Genomic DNA, 18,591 nt, shown 5'->3' with positions numbered 1-18,591 from the left:
GGCAGAAAGTATGAAAAAAGTAGATGGAATCATTGCTGTTATATATGTAATTGCTATGGCAGTGCTGTTTTTCTTGAGAGACTGTGAGAAAGATCTTCCAATGGGAATTCTGGCACTGGCTGTTACCGCAGCTGCAGTAGCATGTATGGTTATCCAGAATAAAAAGCGTGATAGCAAAGCAGCAAGAGCTTAAAAAAATAATATAAATAAGTATTGCAGGCAGGACGATAGAAAATGAAAATACATTTTGTCGTCCTGCTGTTTTTAGTTGCCAGCCATTTGAAGAAAGCTTTCACTTGACATTATTTTGAAATTGAGTTATTGTATTAATTAAATAATACAATAATAATTGCAAAGAAGAAAAGGGAGATTAGGTATGGCAAAGAAAAAGAAGAAAAGGGAGTTTGAAACAAAGCAGATAAAGCTGCCTCATGTAAAGGGGCTGTCCATTGTACTTCCGGTTATTTATATTTTATGGGTGGCAGTGATGTATTATCTTCTGCTTCCGGCATTGAATATTCATTCCAGAGGTTTATGGCTGTTTGTATTAGGCGTTATGTTATTCCCGTTAGGAATAATAGGTGCGTTGGTATCGGCAGCCAGGAAGGCGGAAGGTAAGTCCGCAGGAAAGCTGGAAAAGCCGGTAAACGGTATTTTTGCAGCAGTTGGAGTAATCGGAATTCTGTTCTTGATTCTTTTATTTTATGGCAGCAAAATGTTCCATGCACAGGCATATGCAGATATCCTGACCATCGAAGACAGTGATTTTAACAGCGATATCAATACAGCATCTTCTGTATCAAAGATTGCGTTAATGGATACGGACAGTGCAGTATTGCTGGGTAATCGTGAAATCGGAAGCCTTTCAGAAGTGGTGAGCCAGTATAATGTATCGGAAGACTACACACAGATTGATTATCAGGGGGCACCAACGAAAGTATCTGCATTAGAGTATGCCGGCTTCTTTAAATATATGGGAAATAAGGAAAATGGTGTTCCGGGTTATATAACTGTTGATCCGGTAGGACAGAAGGCGCAGTATGTTCCGGTAAAGGAAGGAATGATTTATGTTCCGTCTGCTTACTTTGGCAAGGATTTAAGAAGGCATATCCGTATGAATTACCCGGATAAACTTTTCGGAAATCTTCATTTTGAAGTGGACGAAGATGGAAAACCATACTATATTGCCAGTGTATACAAATACACCATCGGTTTATTTGGTGGAGAAACTGTTGAGGGTGCAATCAGCTGTGACCCAATCAGCGGAGACTGTCAGTATTATGATGCATCAGAAGTGCCGAACTGGATGGATGATGTCTTTGACGGGGATCTTCTGGTGGAACAGTATAACTGGTATGGAGAATTATCTAATGGATTTATGAACAGCATCTTCGGCAAAAAAGGCTGTAAGAAATGTACGGAAACGGTAGTAGAGGATGAAGACGGAGATGAGGAATCTTACGAAGCAAACTTCGGCTATGTTGCCAAAGACGGGGATATCTGGATTTATACCGGAGTTACTTCCGTCAATGATGATGCCTCCAATATCGGGTTTATACTGGTAAATGAGCGGACTTCAGAAGCACATTATTACAGTATTGCAGGAGCAGATGAAAGCTCTGCAATGGCTGCTGCAGAAGGAGAAGTGCAGGAGAAAGGATACCGTGCATCTTTCCCGTCTTTGATTAATGTAGATGGTCAGCCGACTTATATTATGGTATTAAAAGATGCCAGCGGCATAGTGAAGCTTTATGGCATGGTAAATGTAGAATCTTATAATATGGTAACAACAGCAGCCAGTCTCGATGAGTGCTTTGCAAAGTATCGTAAGATGACAGGCAGTGATGGTACAGAAAACACTGGGAATCCGGAAGAGGCAGAAAATTCTTCCGGGGACAGCAACAGCACTGCAGGTAATGCACAGACAGCAGCCAAAGGAAAAACAATTCCGGAAGGTGAGACAGAGACAAGAAGTTTTGTAATCAGTGAAATGCAGTATGTTGAGATTGCAGGAGAGACCTATGTTTATCTGGCAGGAGACGACGGTATGGTATACTGGCAGAAGTTTTCTGATAATGAACAATTGATTTTCCTGCATGCGGGAGATACCGTTACTGTAAATGGAATTATGGATAAAGATAATATTTACTGGATAGATACCATTGGGATCATGCAGTAGGAAGGCGAAGAAATGGAAGCAGCAATCCTTGTAGTAATTATGATTGCAGGATTTACTTATTCAGCAATTAAGACAAAAGAAAGTTGGAAGAACCGCTGCAAACGGACACTGAAAGAAAAATATGGAAAAGAACCTGAGAAAAAGGAATTTAAAAGAGAACTGATAAGAAATTATCTGGATACTGTGGGTGGAACACAGCAGGTGGATGAGGTCACATGGAATGACCTTAATATGGATGATGTGTACCAGAGAATCAACAACTGTGATTCCACTATGGGAGAAGAAATTTTATATGCAAAGCTTCATTATGCGAAGCAGACGAAGGAAGAAGAGGAGCTTTTAGAAAAAAGAATAGCTTTTTGTGAAGCAGATGATGAAAAACGCTATCATCTGGAAGAAACTTTGTCAAAGCTTGGAAAGAGAGACGAGGCTTACTATATTCCATCCTTTATCCAGACAGTAGAGGATTTTGCAATTTCAAATCTCTGGGTTTATCAGATGCTCCGGATATTGCTGATGGTAGTTGTTGTGGCGGCAGTCGTATTTCATAATATATATGCTCTGTCAGCTTTGGTGGTAGTATTTCTTGTGAATTTGTCGGTGTATATCTTTACGGTCCGGCTGAAGTTTGACCAGGAGATTCATATGATGGGAACGGCGGCATACCTGATTACGGTAGCACGAGAACTGGAGCAGGAATACCGGAAAGACAAAATATGTGAGGAACTGGCACCGCTGCTTCCGGTATTTGCCAAAATGGATAAGAAGGCATTTCTGCTAAATATCCAGAGCAGAAATGCCATGGGAGATGTGTTTGAAATGCTGCAGGATTTCCTGCTGGGAGTAACCCAGTGGCATATCCTTACTTATATGAAAGTATTGAATCAGTTTATGGATAACCAGGATGCTTATCTTAAGATTTACCGGGTGGTAGGAGAACTGGATGCAGCGGTCAGCACAGGCTCTTTCCGAAAGAGTCTGCCTCTTGTGACAGTACCGGAATATGAGGAAGCAAAGCAGCTTGAGATGGAAGAAATTTATCATCCGCTGCTTCATGGAGCAGTGACCAATTCTATGGAACTTCAGCATAACTGCATTATCACAGGCTCCAATGCTTCCGGTAAGTCAACCTTTATCAAGACCATAGCTGTCAATGTGATACTGGCACAGAGCATTCATACCTGCACCGCAAAAAGAATGCATCTGCCTCATGCAAAAATGATTACTTCCATGGCGGTAAGAGACGATATTTTATCCGGTGACAGTTATTTTATTAAAGAGATTAAATATTTAAAACGTATCCTGGATGCTTTGTCGGAGGATGAACTGGTTATCTGTGTTATTGATGAAATCTTAAGAGGAACCAATACCCAGGAGCGTATTGCAGCTTCAAAAGCAATCATGGAATATCTGGCACATCATAACTGCATTGCAATTGTGGCATCCCATGATAAGGAATTGACGGAGCTTGAAAAAATTGGTTATGACAATTATCATTTTTCCGAAGAGTTTGGAGAAGCGGATATTGTATTTGATTATAAATTGCAGAAGGGACCAGCAAATTCCCAGAATGCAATCCGCCTGCTTTCCTTTACCGGGTTCCCGGAAACGATTATTGAGAGGGCGGAAAATATCAGAAGCGAATATCGGTAAAAATAATGCTTGACGAACGAAATGACATATGGTACTATAAGCGAGTTGAAGAAAGTAGAGTATCCACTCTCACCTTAGCACAATCAAGTGACTAAGTGTTTATAATGAGTATGCAATGAGCGAATCATTTTGAAGTGGATAGTCTGTCTATCCACTTTTTTTGCGGAAATAAACGGAAAGTTGTCTGGCAAAGCTGTGGTGAATTTAATTTTGGAGGTGTACGACCATTAGCGAGTTAATGATCAATGAACAAATCAGAGATAAGGAAGTCCGCCTGATTGGCGCGGATGGTGAACAGTTAGGTATCATGTCAGCAAGAGAAGCATATAAGCTGGCACAGGAAGCAGAACTTGATTTAGTAAAGATTGCTCCTGGAGCAAAGCCACCTGTATGTAAGATTATCGATTACGGTAAATACAGATATGAGCTTGCAAGAAAAGAGAAGGAAGCACGTAAGAAACAGAAAACGGTTGAATTAAAAGAAGTTCGTCTTTCTCCAAATATCGATACCAATGATTTGAATACCAAAATGAATGCCGCAAGAAAGTTCATTTCCAAAGGAAATAAAGTAAAAGTTACACTTCGTTTCCGTGGCAGAGAAATGGCACATGTACAGGCAAGCAAACATATTCTGGATGATTTTGCAGAAGCACTTGCAGATATTGCAGTAGTGGAGAAAGCACCAAAGCTGGAAGGCAGAAGCATGGGTATGGTGCTGGCAGAGAAAAGATAATGATTTTAAGGAGGAATAAATTATGCCAAAACAGAAAACAAGCAGAGCAGCAGCAAAACGTTTCAAATTAACAGGAACAGGAAAATTAAAGAGAAACAAGGCTTATAAGAGACATATCTTAACAAAGAAAACAACTAAGACTAAGAGAAATCTTAGAAAACCTGCAATGACAGATGCAACAAATGTTAAGAATATGAAGAAGATTTTACCATATTTATAAGAATTGGTTAAGGAGGAATAGAACATGGCAAGAATTAAAGGCGGCTTAAACGCTAAAAAGAAACATAATAGAACATTAAAATTAGCTAAAGGTTACAGAGGAGCACGCTCCAAACAGTATAGAGTAGCAAAACAGTCTGTCATGAGAGCCTTAACAAGTTCTTATGCAGGAAGAAAACAGAGAAAGAGACAGTTCAGACAGTTATGGATTGCCCGTATTAACGCAGCAGCAAGAATGAATGGATTATCTTACAGCAAATTTATGTATGGTTTAAAATTAGCTGGTGTTGATATGAACCGTAAAATGTTAGCTGAGATGGCTGTAAATGATGCAGAAGGATTTGCAACATTAGCAGAGCTTGCAAAAACAAAACTTGCTTAGTTTTAAGAAGTGGACAAGTTATAAAAGAGGATTGTGGTTATTCGCAATCCTCTTTTTTGATGTTTGGTTCATTTGAAGTTTTTGCGGAAGCATCCTGCCCGGAAGCTTCTTTTTTGATGGAATCCAAATCTTCTCTTAAAGAGTAATGATTCTTAAGTAAGCGGTATACCATGGTATAAGCCCAGATGAGAACCGGGACAACCACAGTGGCATAGATGGAAGCCTTAAGACAGTTTGTGGCAAAATCGCTTCCAATCAATGCAAAAACAAGAGTGGAAACATAGAGGGCAACTAAGAGTACAACACCGATAATTGCAAGAATCTGTTTTGTCTTTTTCATATATGACCTCAACTTTCTTTGATGACCTGTTTTTAGAAAAAAGCAATATACATTATTTTAACATTTGACAGCAGATAGTCAATCAGAAAATGTAAAGTTGCAGAGGATAAATACTTGAAAAAAGCACAAAATATGCTATACTGAAACAAGCGTTATACGACTAAATATGGATTAAAGGATGGATATGAACAATGGCATTATTAGAAGAATGGCAGAAGATTGCTTATGATCAGCAGGCAGATAGAGGAAAATTACAGAAGTTCTGGCAGAGATATTTTATGTTAGAGAAGGGCGTATATGAGAAGCTTTTAGCAAACCCGGATGAGAAGGTAGAAGGAACTGTAAAAGAGCTGGCAGAGAAATACGACCTCAGCATTATGGATATGACTGGATTCTTAGATGGAATCAATGACAGCCTGGTAACACCAAACCCAATTGATACTATGGAAGAGGATACCAAGGTAAGCCTTGCATTCGATAAAGAAAAATTATACAAGAACATGGTAGATGCCAAAGCTGACTGGCTCTATGAATTACCACAGTGGGATGAAATTTTTGATGCAGATACCAAGAGAAAGCTTTATTTAGAGCAGAAGAAATCCGGCACTGTTGTAGTTGGAAAGAAAGTCGGAAGAAATGATCCGTGTCCTTGTGGAAGTGGAAAGAAATATAAATTCTGCTGCGGAAGATAAGAATAAAATATTTTGGAAAACATTTGGAAAATATTTCGCAGAAAAACTCTTTACATAGCAGAAAAAAGAGTATACAATAGCTTTTGTCAAAAGGACAAAACAAAGAAGAGACGAGTAGCATGACAGGAAGTCAAAGAGAGGAATACATCTGGTGAGAGTATTCTGATGGAGTGTAATGTGAAGACCAGCTCTGAGTGACCCCAATCCGGTCCGGTGATTCCGTTATCATCAGAATGAGCGGTTGTACGATAAGTACAGCAAGCAGGGTGGAACCACGATAGAGTATCGTCCCTGATGCATAAATTTTATGCATCAGGGATTTTTTACTTTACAGTTATTAATACTAATATAATAAGAAAAGGAGACTTGAACATGAAAATCACATTAAAAGATGGCTCAGTAAAAGAGTACAGTGAAGCAAAATCAGTCTATGATATTGCAGCAGATATCAGCGAAGGCCTTGCAAGAGTTGCATGCGCCGGTGAAGTAGACGGAGAAGTGGTGGATTTACGAACCGTTCTTGACAAGGACTGCAATTTAAATATTATAACAGCAAGTGATGAAGAAGGATTAAAGGTAATCCGCCATACTGCATCCCATGTGCTGGCTCAGGCGGTAAAGAAATTATTCCCGGATGCAAAGATTACGATCGGACCGGCAATTGAAGATGGATTCTATTATGATTTTGATCATGCCCCATTTTCAAGAGAAGACCTCGATAATCTGGAAGCAGAGATGAAGAAGATTATCAAGGAAGGTCATGAATTAAAACGATTCACACTTCCAAGAGAGGAAGCAATCAAATTCATGCAGGAACGTAATGAGCCATACAAAGTAGAACTGATTGAAGAATTACCAGAGGGAGAAGAAATTTCTTTCTATGACCAGGGCGGCTTCGTAGATTTATGTGCTGGCCCACATCTGATGACAACCAAGGGCGTAAAGGCATTTAAGCTGACATCATCTTCCATGGCATATTGGAGAGGTAATTCTGACAAAGCAAGATTACAGAGAATTTATGGTACTGCTTTTAATAAGAAGGAAGAGTTAAAAGAATACTTAGAGAAATTAGAAGATGCCAAACGCCGTGACCATAACAAACTTGGTCGTGAAATGGGATTATTTACCACTGTTGATGTTATCGGACAGGGACTTCCTTTATTTACACCAAAGGGAACCAAGATGATTATGAAACTGCAGCGTTGGATAGAAGACTTAGAGGATAAAGAGTGGGGTTATGTACGTACCAGAACTCCGCTGATGGCAAAGAGTGACCTCTATAAGATTTCCGGACACTGGGATCACTACATGGATGGAATGTTCATTTTAAATAAGGACAGCGACGACAAAGAGACAATGGCACTGCGTCCGATGACCTGTCCATTCCAGTATTATGTATACATGAATGAACAGCACTCTTACAGAGATCTGCCATATCGGATGTCAGAGACTTCTACATTGTTCCGGAATGAGGACTCCGGAGAGATGCATGGACTTACCCGTGTCAGACAGTTTACTATTACAGAGGCACATATTATTCTTTGCCCGGAACAGGCGGAAGAAGAACTTACCAGATGTACTGAGCTTTGCCATTATGTAATGACTACACTTGGTATCGATGGAGATGTTACTTACCGTCTGTCCAAATGGGATCCGAACAACAAAGAAAAATATCTGGGCGACGAAGCATATTGGAACAGTACCCAGCAGTATCTGCGTGATGTTATGGATAAGAATGGCATCAAGTATACAGAAGCAGATGGGGAAGCTGCATTCTACGGACCAAAGATTGATATTCAGGCAAAGAATGTATATGGAAAAGAAGATACCATGGTTACCATCCAGCTTGACTGTGCAAGTGCAGAGAAGTTTGGCATGTACTATATCGATGAGAAGGGTGAGAAAGTACTTCCTTGGATTATCCATCGTACATCCATGGGATGTTATGAGCGTACCCTTGCATGGCTGATTGAACATTATGCAGGAAAATTCCCAACCTGGCTTTGCCCGGAACAGGTAAGAGTATTGCCGATTTCTGAAAAATATGCAGACTATGCAGAGCAGGTAAGAAAAGAATTAGCAGCTCATGATGTAGATGTAACGGTTGATAACCGTTCTGAGAAAATCGGATTCAAGATTCGTGAAGCAAGACTGGATAAGCTGCCGTACATGCTGGTAGTTGGTCAGCAGGAGGCAGAGGACGGAACCGTATCCGTAAGAAGCCGTTTTGCAGGAGATGAAGGTGTAAAACCTTTAGGAGAATTCATTGATGCAATCTGCGAAGAGATTCGTACAAAGGAAATCCGTAAGGAAGAAGTTGCAGAAGAAAAATAAAAATGCAATAAAATCTAATTTTTAATTTTATTATTTATATGGATTTAAAAAGACTGTTGCTGGTATTTGCACCGGACAACAGTCTTTTTTGCTTTACAGGAAAGCGGCCGCCGCAGGCACGAGAATGTGTCAAGATACATTTTTTTACATGAAGTTGGTAACATAAAAAGATTTCCTTTGGAGATACTAAACATGTAACGAAAGAAAGGAGATGATTTTTGTGACAGAATTAAAATGTTCTGTAAGAAGCTGCAGTTTCCAGAAAGATGATTGCTGTTGCCGTGGAAATATTACGGTAGAGGGTGCACATGCAAACCGCAACAGCGAGACAAGCTGTGGAAGTTTTGAAGAGAAGAAAAACTGTGGATGTGCCAATTCGACCGGTAAACCGCCTAAGATGAGCGATGTTACCTGTGAGGCAGTAAACTGTAAATTCAATGAAGGAAGAAAATGTCATGCAAAAGACATCCAGGTAGCCGGAACGAATGCCTGTACCTGTATGGAAACAGAGTGTGCCAGCTTCTGTTGTTCCTAAAAAGTGGAATATCAGTAAGTTTTAGCAAAATATTTCTGTGTCTACTCTTAACAGATTGGACACAGAAATTTAGAAGAATCTTAAGAAAAATACTATTGTAAATGAGATGAAAGAAAGTATAATGTGATTGAAGCATAAATAAAGCAGAAGTAATGTGTAAGGTGTAGATGGTAAACAGGAGGAAGCAAATGAGAAAAAAATCACATATTTTGCTGGCACGTTATATTGCAAAGAATACAGAGGATGAAGAACTTAAGAAACATAGACTGTCTTTTTATATTGGCAGCATCCTGCCGGATTGCAAACCATCTTTTGTATATAAGAAACATGAAATCAATGGGACGTTTCCGGATGTGAAAAAGATGGTGAATCAATTGATTTTCGGTAAACAGCAGGGGAAACTGACCCGTAAACGCCGGTATTATATGAATCTCGGGCAGGTAACGCATTATGTAGCTGATTATTTTACTTATCCGCATAACAAGATTTATCCGGGAAACTTAAAGGATCATTGTTCCTATGAAGAACAATTGAAGCGAAGCCTTAAAAATTATATCATGAGCCGGAATATGGAAGCAGGAGAAAAAGTGCAGGCTGATTTTTCTGATGCAGAGGCACTGTATGAATATATTTTAGAGAGGCATAAACAGTATCTTGGAAGAAAAATTAATATAGAAACAGATATTCGGAATATAGTAGCAACCAACCGGATGCTGGTGGAGGCCATTGCCGATTTGTTTTATAAAACACAGCATAAGGAAAAAATGCCGCTTGCTGTCGAATATTGACGAAAAAAGATGTTATATTTTGTTTGATTTTTGGTGATGAGCAGAGTAAAATGAATTTACAAAGAACAACACAGAGATGGGACACAGCATAGGAGAAATGCTTATGGATGAAAGGGAAGCACTTCGCATTGCGATTGAACGTGCAAGAATCCGACTGGATGAAGCACTGGAACGAGCGAAAAGTATGGATGAATGCTATGACCTGAGCCTGGAAGTGGACAGACTGATTGAGAACTATGTATCGCTATGTGAGCAAAAAGAACTTGTACCAATAAGATAAAAGTAAAGAGTAAGTGGAAAGAAGTACATTGAGAAATGTGCTTCTTTTTTTTGTGCATTTTTATGTGTAGTATATTGATTTTTTCCCAAAAGTGGGGTAATATGTATTCATAAGTGGAGGAAAATGGTTGAAAATGGCACAAAGTGGTGGATAAGTTGATAACTTTGTGGATAAATAGCAACCGGACTGAGGTGTTTGACAATGTTCATGGGAGAGTACAGTCACAACATAGACGCCAAGGGCAGAATGATTGTTCCTTCCAAATTCAGAGAACAGCTCGGTGATGAGTTTGTAGTAACGAAGGGTTTGGATGGGTGTCTTTTTGTGTACCCAAATGAAGAATGGCAGAACATTGAAGAAAAATTCCGCAACGTACCACTTACCTCAAAAGATGCAAGAAAATTCTCACGTTTCTTCTTTGCAGGAGCAACAACCTGTGAAGTGGACAAGCAGGGAAGAATTCTTCTTCCGGCAGTGTTAAGAGAATTTGCCGGATTAGAGAAAGAAGTCGTATCAGTCGGAGTCTTAAAGCGAATTGAGATTTGGGACAAGAACAGATGGCAGGATACCAATACTTATGATGACATGGATGAAGTTGCAGAACACATGGCAGAACTTGGCTTGAGTATCTAAAGGAGTGAACATGGAATTTAAACACACATCGGTTCTCTTGCATGAGACCATAGACAATCTGAATATTCGCCCGGACGGAATTTATGTAGACGGAACGCTCGGTGGAGCGGGACATTCTTCCGAAATTGTAAAAAGGCTGAATGAGAACGGAAGGCTGATAGGAATTGACCAGGACGAAGATGCAATTGCAGCAGCCAGTGAGCGGTTAAAGGATTATTCTGATAAAGTAACCATTATCCGCAGCAATTACTGCAATATGAAAGAAGAATTGAACCGTATCGGAGTGACGAAGGTAAATGGAATCCTTCTTGATCTGGGAGTATCTTCCTTTCAGTTAGATACACCGGAGCGTGGATTTACCTACCGGGAGGAAGATGCACCACTGGACATGAGAATGGATCAGCGTCAGACATTAACGGCAAAAGATATTGTAAATGATTACAGTGAATCAGAGCTGTATCGTATCATAAGAGACTATGGGGAAGACCGGTTCGCAAAGAATATTGCAAAGCATATTGTCGCAGCCCGGGCAAAGAAACCAATTGAGACAACCGGAGAGCTGACCGCAATTATCCGGGCATCCATACCGATGAAAGTACAGAGTACTGGCGGACATCCGGCAAAGAGAACGTTTCAGGCAATTCGTATTGAACTGAATCGTGAGCTGGAAGTCTTATCGGATACCCTGGATGAGATGATAGACCTTTTAGAGGAAGATGGAAGAATCTGTATCATTACCTTCCATTCCCTGGAAGACAGAATTGTAAAGAACATCTTTCGCAAAAATGAAAATCCATGTACCTGTCCGAAAGAATTTCCGGTGTGTGTATGTGGCAAGAAACCAAAAGGAAAAGTAATCACTAGAAAACCGATTCTTCCAACGAAATCTGAAATGGAAGAGAATCCGAGAGCAAAAAGCGCAAAATTAAGAGTATTTGAACGGCATATCAATGACTAGGGAGAGACGTGAAAATGGAGAAGACAAGAAGAAATTATCGAACACAGACTTACATAGATGGAAACACTGTCCGTAAATTAGAAGCTGCACCGGATTACCGCAGAGAACAGGAAGAAAAGCAGCGGGAGGAAATCAGACAGCGCAACAGACGTATGGCGCAGAAGAATCAGGAGAAGTCAGCACATATGGATTTGGGTTATGTGGCATTTTTATCTGTATCGCTGCTGGTTATGTGTGTGGCAGCAGTACTGTATATCCGTCTGCAGTCTGGAATTACAACGCATTTAAAGACAATTTCTGCATTAGAAAGCCAGGTAGCTGAATTAAAGGCAGATAATGATGCGGCAGAAAAAAGAATCGAGACAGCAGTAGATCTTTCAACCATCAAGGATATAGCAATGAACCAGCTTGGCATGAGCTATGCGGGACCGGACCAGATTATACATTATACGGTTGATAAAGAAGATTATATGAATCAGTTTGAGGATATTCCGAATAAGTAGGAAACAAACGTGGTGGTAAAATGGCAGGAAAGAGACGCGGCGGAAAGAAAATAGCAAAATTTAGTAAGAAAATGCAAAAGAAACTTGTAGTGCTGTTTGTAATAATAGCACTACTTTTGTTGGGATTAATTGTAAGATTGATGTATATTGAACACACCAGTGGAAAGAAATACGAAAAGAAAGTATTATCCCAGCAGAAATATGACAGTACGGTCATTCCTTATCAGCGTGGAAATATTACAGACTGCAAGGGAACGATACTTGCAACCAGCGTGGATGTATACAATGTGATATTAGACTGTAAGGTATTAAACAGTGATTCGGCAGATATTGACCCGACCATCGATGCACTGATAACCTGTTTCCCACAGCTGAATGAAACCGATTTACGTAATCTGATTACGGATAAGCCAAAGAGCCAGTACAATGTTCTGGCAAAGAAATTAAGCTATGAAGAGATTCGGGCGTTTGAAGATATGCAGGCGGCAGAAAAGGAAGCTTCCGATAAGAAGAGCGGCGATGCAGAGAAAAAAGGAAAAATTAATGGAGTCTGGTTTGAAAAAGAATACCAGAGAGAATATCCATATGGTTCTCTAGCCAGTGCGGTAGTAGGATTTACTACCAGCGGTAATCTGGGAATGAATGGAGTGGAAAATTCCTATAACAGTGTTCTGAATGGAACCAACGGAAGAGAATATGGTTATCTGAATTCCGACAGTAATTTTGAGAAGACAGTAATCGATGCCCAGAATGGTAATGATGTTACACTGACCATTGATGCAAATATCCAGAAAATCGTAGAAGATAAGATTGCTGCATTTGAAGAAGAATACAGGGATGCAGCAAGAGAGGGTGCTGGAAGTAAACATGTGGGAGTTATTGTAATGAACCCACAGAATGCTGAAGTGCTTGCCATGGCAAATTATCCAAATTATGACAGTAGTAATCCAAGGGATTTGTCTGCCTATTATACCCAGGAAGAAATTGATGCTATGGATGACGATGCAGAACTGGATGCTTTAAACCAGTTATGGTCTAATTTCTGCATTACTTATACTTATGAACCGGGCTCTACCGTAAAACCTTTTACCGTAGCCTGTGGTCTGGATACCGGAACTTTAGACCCGAACCGTACTTTTATCTGTGATGGATACGAGACGATTTCCGGTCATGACATTCACTGTGTAAATACCAACGGACATGGACTTGAAACAGTAGAAGATGCCTTAAAGAATTCCTGTAATGATGCCCTGATGCAGATGTCTTATGATATCGGACCTGAGAATTTCTCTAAGTATCAGCAGATTTTCGGCTTTGGTACCAAGACAAACATTGATTTACCGGGAGAGGCTAGAACCGATTCCTTAATTTATACCGAAGACCAGCTAAGCACCATTAACCTGGCTACCAATTCCTTTGGACAGAACTTTAATGTTACCATGATACAGGTGGCAAGTGCTTTTTGTTCCATTATTAATGGTGGTAACTATTATCAGCCACATGTGGTAAAGAAAATAACAGATGAAAATGGGAATGTCATACAGGAAGACAATGGAACCTTGTTAAAGAAAACAGTGTCTTCATCTACCAGTGAATTATTAAAACAGTATCTTTATGCAACGGTTTCCGATGGTACCGGAAAATATGCAAAAGTGCCGGGATACTCCATGGGTGGAAAGACCGGAACAGCACAGAAGCTTCCTCGAGGACAGGGAAATTATCTGGTTTCCTTTATCGGTTTTGCACCAGTAGACAATCCGCAGCTTTTGGTATATGTAGTAGTAGACGAACCAAACGCAGAAGAAGAGTTTCACAGTACCTTTGCACAGGAAATCGCAAAGGGAATTTTCGAAGAGACACTGCCTTATCTTAATATTTATCCGGATGAGGACATTGTTGTAACAGAAGAGACAGACCCGGCAGAAGCACCGACAGATGGAACAACAGATGTTCCGGATTCTGCACCGGAGGATTCTATGGTAGACCAGACACCGGATATTGCAGAGGAAACAGTACCACCGGAGGATGGTTTACAGCCACAGGATGTAGCACAATAGAGAAAACAACATAACCTTGTAAAAGTTGTAATAGATTATAATAACTGCTTTTATGAGGTTATGTTTTTATGTTTCAGCAAAAAATGCAGGAGGAAGAAGAAAACAGATTTTGCATCTATCGGAATAAAACCTTTAACCGACGAAAAATTATGATTATTTTTGTGGCAGTATTACTGCTGATGGTATTTCTGATGGGACGACTGGTGTATCTTATGATATTCTGTTCAGAATACTATGGGGTCCGGGCGGAGAATCTCCATGAAAGAGAAAGGGATATCAAGGCGGCAAGAGGAAATATTTATGACAGAAATGGTGTGGTTTTAGCAGAAAATAAGACGGTATGTACGATTTCTGTGATTCACAGCCAGATAGAAGACCCGGAAAAGGTAATTGCAGTTTTAACAAAAGAGCTTGGCATGTCAGAAGAGACAGTGCGGAAGCGGGTAGAGAAGGTTAGTTCCATTGAACGGATTAAGACGAATGTGGAGAAAGAAACCGGAGATGCGATTCGATCTTATGAACTGGCGGGCGTGAAGATCGATGAAGATTATAAACGGTATTATCCTTATAATGAACTGGCTTCTAAAGTAATCGGATTTACTGGCGGGGACAATCAGGGAATTATCGGAATAGAAGTAAAATATGATGAATATCTGGAGGGCATCAATGGAAAGATACTTACATTGACAGATGCCAGAGGCGTAGAGATAAAAAATGCCGGAGAGCGGCGGAGTGAGCCGGTAGAAGGAGATGACCTTTATTTAAGTCTTGATTATAATATCCAGATGTATGCAGCGCAGGCGGCAGTAAAGGTGCGGGAGGAAAAACAGGCAGATAGTGTCAGCATCCTTGTGATGAACCCACAGAACGGCGAAATTCTTGCCATGGTAAATGAACCGGAGTTTAATCTCAATGAACCTTTTGCCTTAAATACGGAGAATGACACGGAATTGAGCGAAGAGGAGAAGCAGGATGCTTTAAATAAAATGTGGAGAAACCAGTGCATCAATGACACTTATGAACCGGGATCCACTTTTAAGATAATAACAGCATCCGCAGCCTTGGAGGAGGGAAAAGTAAGTCTTTCTGACCAGTTTAACTGTCCGGGATATAAGATTGTGGAGGACAGGAGAATCCGCTGCCATAAAGTGGGAGGGCATGGGGCAGAGGATTTTACCCATGGCATTATGAATTCCTGCAACCCGGTATTCATAGAAATCGGACTTCGTATCGGTTCCGACCGCTTCTGCGATTATTTTGAACAGTTTGGTTTATTATCCAGGACAAATATAGATTTACCGGGGGAAGCATCCACCATTATGCATAAAAGAGAAAATATCGGTCAGGTGGAGCTTGCAACCATGTCCTTTGGGCAGTCCTTCCAGATTACACCGATTCAGCTTGCAACTACGGTTTCCTCTATTATAAATGGAGGAAACCGTGTGACGCCGCATTTTGGCGTGGAGACGAAAAATGCAGAAGGAGAAGTGACACATACTTTTGTCTATGGACAAAAGGAACATATTGTAAGCGAAGAAACTTCCACCACCATGCGCTATTTGCTGGAAAAAGTAGTATCTGAGGGCAGTGGAAAGAATGCGGCTCTTGAAGGCTTTTCTATTGGCGGCAAAACCGCAACGTCCCAGACGCTTCCACGTAGTGAAAAAAGGTATATTTCTTCTTTTTTAGGCTTTGCTCCGGCTGACGATCCGCAGGTACTTGCCTTAATTATTATCAATAATCCACAAGGCGTTTATTATGGTGGAACCATAGCAGCACCGGTCTGCCGGGATTTGTTTTCCAATATTCTGCCATATCTTGGCATTGAGCAGGCACTGGTTACAGAAGATGCGGAAATTCAGGAAAATCCGTGAAACTTTGGGAAGATATCTTGCAGGAAATCTCTAAATAACGTATACTAGATAAGTTGAAATGATATACAAAAAGAAAATAAAAAGAGGTGCAGTTATGACGTATCATGTTATTCTTCCGGTTATTATCGCTTTTGCAGTGAGTGCATTGTTAGGACCGGTCGTAATTCCTTTTTTAAGAAGATTGAAAGTTGGTCAGACGGAGCGGAAAGAGCTTGAATCCCATCAGAAGAAAATGGGAACCCCTACCATGGGTGGATTGATGATTATCGCAAGTATTATTGTAACCAGTCTGATTTATGTAAAAGATTATCCGAAGATTATTCCGATTCTCTTTATGGTAGTAGGATTTGGCGTAATTGGATTTTTAGATGATTATTTGAAGGTTGTACTGAGACGGTCGGATGGACTGCTTGCATGGCAGAAAATGTTATGCCAGCTTGTAGTGACCACTGTTTTTGTGGTATACATGGTGAAGTTTTCAGATGTTTCCCTTACAATGCTGCTTCCATTTTCCGGTGGAAAATACTGGAATATTGGCTGGCTTGCAATTCCGGTCATGTATTTTGCAGTAATCGGAACTGTAAACGGAGTCAACTTTACCGATGGCTTAGATGGTCTTGCTACCAGCGTAACCATTATCGTAGCAACCTTCTTTACTGTAGTTGCAGTGGGAACCAACAGCGGAATCGAACCGATTACCTGTGCTGTAGTAGGTGCATTGATGGGATTCCTTCTGTTTAATGTATATCCGGCAAGTGTATTTATGGGAGATACCGGTTCTCTTGCACTGGGTGGATTTGTGGCAGCTACCGCATATATGCTTCAGATGCCAATTTTCCTTCTGATTGTGGGACTGATTTATCTGGTAGAAGTATTATCTGTTATCATTCAGGTAACCTATTTTAAAAAAACAGGTGGAAAGAGAATTTTCCGTATGGCTCCGATTCATCACCACTTTGAATTAGGTGGCTGGTCAGAGACCAGGGTAGTGGCAGTATTTTCAATTGTAACAGCAATCTTATGTCTGGTTGCATTGATTGGATTATAAAGAGACAGGAGTGAATAAAATGGAATTTCAGGAGAAAAATGTACTGGTATTTGGCTCTGGGAAAAGTGGAATTGCTGCAGCAGAGCTGTTAGAAAAACAGAATGCGAATATTTTCGTTTTTGAAGGAAATGAAAAGCAGAGTGTAGCAGAAATCAAAGAAAAATCGGAGAGCTTTGCCAAGGCAGAAATCTATGTGGGCACCCTTCCGGAAGAAGTGATGGATAAACTGGATTTTGTTGTGTTAAGTCCGGGTGTTCCAACCGATTTACCATTGGTAAATGCCATGCGTGATAAGAAAATTACGATTATTGGTGAGATTGAGCTTGCTTATCAGGTGGCAAAAGGAAAAATCCTTGCAATTACAGGAACGAATGGCAAGACGACAACCACTACACTGGTGGGAGAAATTTTATCCAATTACTTTAAGGATGTAAAAGTCGTAGGAAATATTGGAATTCCATATACATCGGTAGCGGCAGATACCACAGAAGAAACGGTAACAGCAGCAGAAATCAGCAGTTTCCAGTTAGAGACAATTGTAGATTTTGCTCCGGATGTATCTGCTATTTTAAATATTACACCGGATCATCTGAACCGTCATCATACCATGGAAAATTATATTAAGGCAAAAGAGGACATTACAAAGAATCAGAAAGCAAACGATGTCTGCGTCTTAAATTATGAGGATGAAGTACTTCGCAAATTTGGGGAATCCTTATCCATGAAAGTGCTCTGGTTTGACAGTAAAAAGCCGGTACAGAATGGATGTTATTTAAATGGTGAGAAGATTATTTATGTCTCTGAGGGCAAAGAGGAAGAAGTCATTGATGTCAATGAGCTAAATATTCTTGGAACCCATAATTATGAAAATGTTATGGCGGCAGTTGCCATGACCATAAGTATCGGAGTACCGATGGATGTCATTGTAAAAACACTGCGTGAGTTCCAGGCAGTAGAGCATAGAATTGAATATGTTACGGAGAAACGTGGCGTAAAATTCTATAACGATTCCAAGGGAACAAACCCGGATGCAGCGATTAAGGGAATTCAGGCAATGAACCGTCCGACACTTCTCATTGGCGGTGGCTATGATAAGCAGTCTGAATATGATGAATGGATAGAAAGCTTCGATGGTAAAGTAAAGAAATTAGTATTAATCGGAGTAACAAAAGAGAAGATTGCAGACTGTGCAAAGAGACATGGATTTACAGAGTATGTATTCGCAGACAGTCTCGAAGAGGCAGTAAATATCTGCTATGACAATGCAGTTTCCGGTGATGCCGTATTATTATCACCGGCATGTGCAAGCTGGGATATGTTTAAAAGCTACGAAGAACGAGGAAGAATATTTAAGGATTTGGTGCGCAATTTAAAGGAGTAGTG

At 40.3% G+C, this 18,591-nt stretch carries 19 protein-coding genes and 1 other annotated feature; of the genes, 18 read left to right on the top strand and 1 reads right to left on the bottom strand.

Features of this window, described 5'->3' with window-relative positions; translation table 11 throughout:
* The first annotated feature begins 10 nt into the window (after window positions 1–10).
* The 6 genes from DWW33_RS02750 to rplT all read left to right on the top strand — a co-directional run bounded on the left by DWW33_RS02750 (window position 11) and on the right by rplT (window position 5,166).
* The gene (locus DWW33_RS02750; RefSeq protein ID WP_117698320.1) at window positions 11–193 is read left to right on the top strand and encodes a hypothetical protein; all 183 of its coding nucleotides are present in this window, start codon (window positions 11–13) and stop codon (window positions 191–193) included.
* Between the two features lie 183 nt (window positions 194–376).
* The gene (locus tag DWW33_RS02745) at window positions 377–2,179 is read left to right on the top strand and encodes a hypothetical protein (RefSeq protein WP_117698319.1); all 1,803 of its coding nucleotides are present in this window, start codon (window positions 377–379) and stop codon (window positions 2,177–2,179) included.
* A 12-nt stretch (window positions 2,180–2,191) separates the two neighbouring features.
* Window positions 2,192–3,832, top strand: a complete 1,641-nt coding sequence (locus DWW33_RS02740; protein WP_117841203.1) for a MutS-related protein — start codon at window positions 2,192–2,194, stop codon at window positions 3,830–3,832.
* A 238-nt stretch (window positions 3,833–4,070) separates the two neighbouring features.
* Window positions 4,071–4,565 carry a translation initiation factor IF-3 gene (infC, locus tag DWW33_RS02735; protein ID WP_022244104.1) on the top strand — a complete coding sequence of 165 codons (495 nt, stop codon included), beginning with the start codon at window positions 4,071–4,073 and terminating at the stop codon, window positions 4,563–4,565.
* Window positions 4,566–4,587: 22 nt separating this feature from the next.
* Window positions 4,588–4,785 carry a 50S ribosomal protein L35 gene (gene rpmI / locus DWW33_RS02730; protein WP_022244105.1) on the top strand — a complete coding sequence of 66 codons (198 nt, stop codon included), beginning with the start codon at window positions 4,588–4,590 and terminating at the stop codon, window positions 4,783–4,785.
* A 24-nt stretch (window positions 4,786–4,809) separates the two neighbouring features.
* Entirely contained in the window at window positions 4,810–5,166 is a 357-nt protein-coding gene (gene rplT / locus DWW33_RS02725) for a 50S ribosomal protein L20 (protein WP_022244106.1), read from the top strand.
* A gap of 37 nt (window positions 5,167–5,203) precedes the next feature.
* On the opposite strand, the gene DWW33_RS16185 is transcribed toward rplT, so the two are convergent.
* Complete coding sequence (locus DWW33_RS16185) at window positions 5,204–5,506, bottom strand: hypothetical protein (RefSeq protein ID WP_330408315.1); 303 nt, start codon at window positions 5,504–5,506, stop codon at window positions 5,204–5,206.
* Window positions 5,507–5,697: 191 nt separating this feature from the next.
* Here DWW33_RS16185 and DWW33_RS02715 point away from each other — a divergent pair, with 191 nt between their 5' ends.
* From DWW33_RS02715 to murD, 12 genes are all read left to right on the top strand, one after another.
* Window positions 5,698–6,198 (top strand): SEC-C metal-binding domain-containing protein, encoded by a 501-nt coding sequence (locus tag DWW33_RS02715; RefSeq protein ID WP_117841202.1) that lies wholly within the window; start codon window positions 5,698–5,700, stop codon window positions 6,196–6,198.
* Between the two features lie 93 nt (window positions 6,199–6,291).
* Window positions 6,292–6,494: a binding site (T-box leader), on the top strand.
* Between the two features lie 76 nt (window positions 6,495–6,570).
* Window positions 6,571–8,532: a threonine--tRNA ligase gene (gene thrS, locus DWW33_RS02710; RefSeq protein ID WP_117698317.1), complete on the top strand. Its 1,962-nt coding sequence runs from the start codon at window positions 6,571–6,573 to the stop codon at window positions 8,530–8,532.
* 220 nt (window positions 8,533–8,752) lie between these two features.
* Window positions 8,753–9,067, top strand: coding sequence for a DUF1540 domain-containing protein (locus DWW33_RS02705; protein WP_022243376.1), 315 nt, complete (start codon window positions 8,753–8,755; stop codon window positions 9,065–9,067).
* A 188-nt stretch (window positions 9,068–9,255) separates the two neighbouring features.
* A complete protein-coding gene (locus tag DWW33_RS02700) occupies window positions 9,256–9,855 on the top strand; it encodes a zinc dependent phospholipase C family protein (RefSeq protein ID WP_022243375.1) in 600 nt (199 codons plus the stop codon).
* Window positions 9,856–9,958: 103 nt separating this feature from the next.
* The gene (locus tag DWW33_RS15610; protein WP_022243374.1) at window positions 9,959–10,135 is read left to right on the top strand and encodes a hypothetical protein; all 177 of its coding nucleotides are present in this window, start codon (window positions 9,959–9,961) and stop codon (window positions 10,133–10,135) included.
* 201 nt (window positions 10,136–10,336) lie between these two features.
* Window positions 10,337–10,768, top strand: coding sequence for a division/cell wall cluster transcriptional repressor MraZ (mraZ, locus tag DWW33_RS02695; protein ID WP_022243373.1), 432 nt, complete (start codon window positions 10,337–10,339; stop codon window positions 10,766–10,768).
* Between the two features lie 10 nt (window positions 10,769–10,778).
* A complete protein-coding gene (gene rsmH / locus DWW33_RS02690) occupies window positions 10,779–11,726 on the top strand; it encodes a 16S rRNA (cytosine(1402)-N(4))-methyltransferase RsmH (RefSeq protein ID WP_022243372.1) in 948 nt (315 codons plus the stop codon).
* 14 nt (window positions 11,727–11,740) lie between these two features.
* The gene (locus DWW33_RS02685; protein ID WP_022243371.1) at window positions 11,741–12,229 is read left to right on the top strand and encodes a hypothetical protein; all 489 of its coding nucleotides are present in this window, start codon (window positions 11,741–11,743) and stop codon (window positions 12,227–12,229) included.
* Between the two features lie 20 nt (window positions 12,230–12,249).
* On the top strand, window positions 12,250–14,286 hold the full coding sequence (locus tag DWW33_RS02680) for a peptidoglycan D,D-transpeptidase FtsI family protein (RefSeq protein ID WP_118638785.1): 2,037 nt from the start codon (window positions 12,250–12,252) through the stop codon (window positions 14,284–14,286).
* Between the two features lie 68 nt (window positions 14,287–14,354).
* Entirely contained in the window at window positions 14,355–16,160 is a 1,806-nt protein-coding gene (locus tag DWW33_RS02675) for a peptidoglycan D,D-transpeptidase FtsI family protein (protein ID WP_243006644.1), read from the top strand.
* A 94-nt stretch (window positions 16,161–16,254) separates the two neighbouring features.
* The gene (mraY, locus tag DWW33_RS02670) at window positions 16,255–17,208 is read left to right on the top strand and encodes a phospho-N-acetylmuramoyl-pentapeptide-transferase (protein WP_117698314.1); all 954 of its coding nucleotides are present in this window, start codon (window positions 16,255–16,257) and stop codon (window positions 17,206–17,208) included.
* A 19-nt stretch (window positions 17,209–17,227) separates the two neighbouring features.
* On the top strand, window positions 17,228–18,589 hold the full coding sequence (gene murD / locus DWW33_RS02665; RefSeq protein WP_117698313.1) for a UDP-N-acetylmuramoyl-L-alanine--D-glutamate ligase: 1,362 nt from the start codon (window positions 17,228–17,230) through the stop codon (window positions 18,587–18,589).
* Window positions 18,590–18,591 lie beyond the last annotated feature (2 nt).

Origin of the sequence: Roseburia sp. AF15-21, from assembly GCF_003479505.1 — a bacterium.
In the GTDB taxonomy this organism is placed as follows: Bacteria; Bacillota; Clostridia; order Lachnospirales; family Lachnospiraceae; genus Roseburia_C; species Roseburia_C amylophila.
The sequence above is the reverse complement of the archived record's forward strand: the minus strand, read 5'-3'. Positions and strand labels throughout refer to the sequence as shown.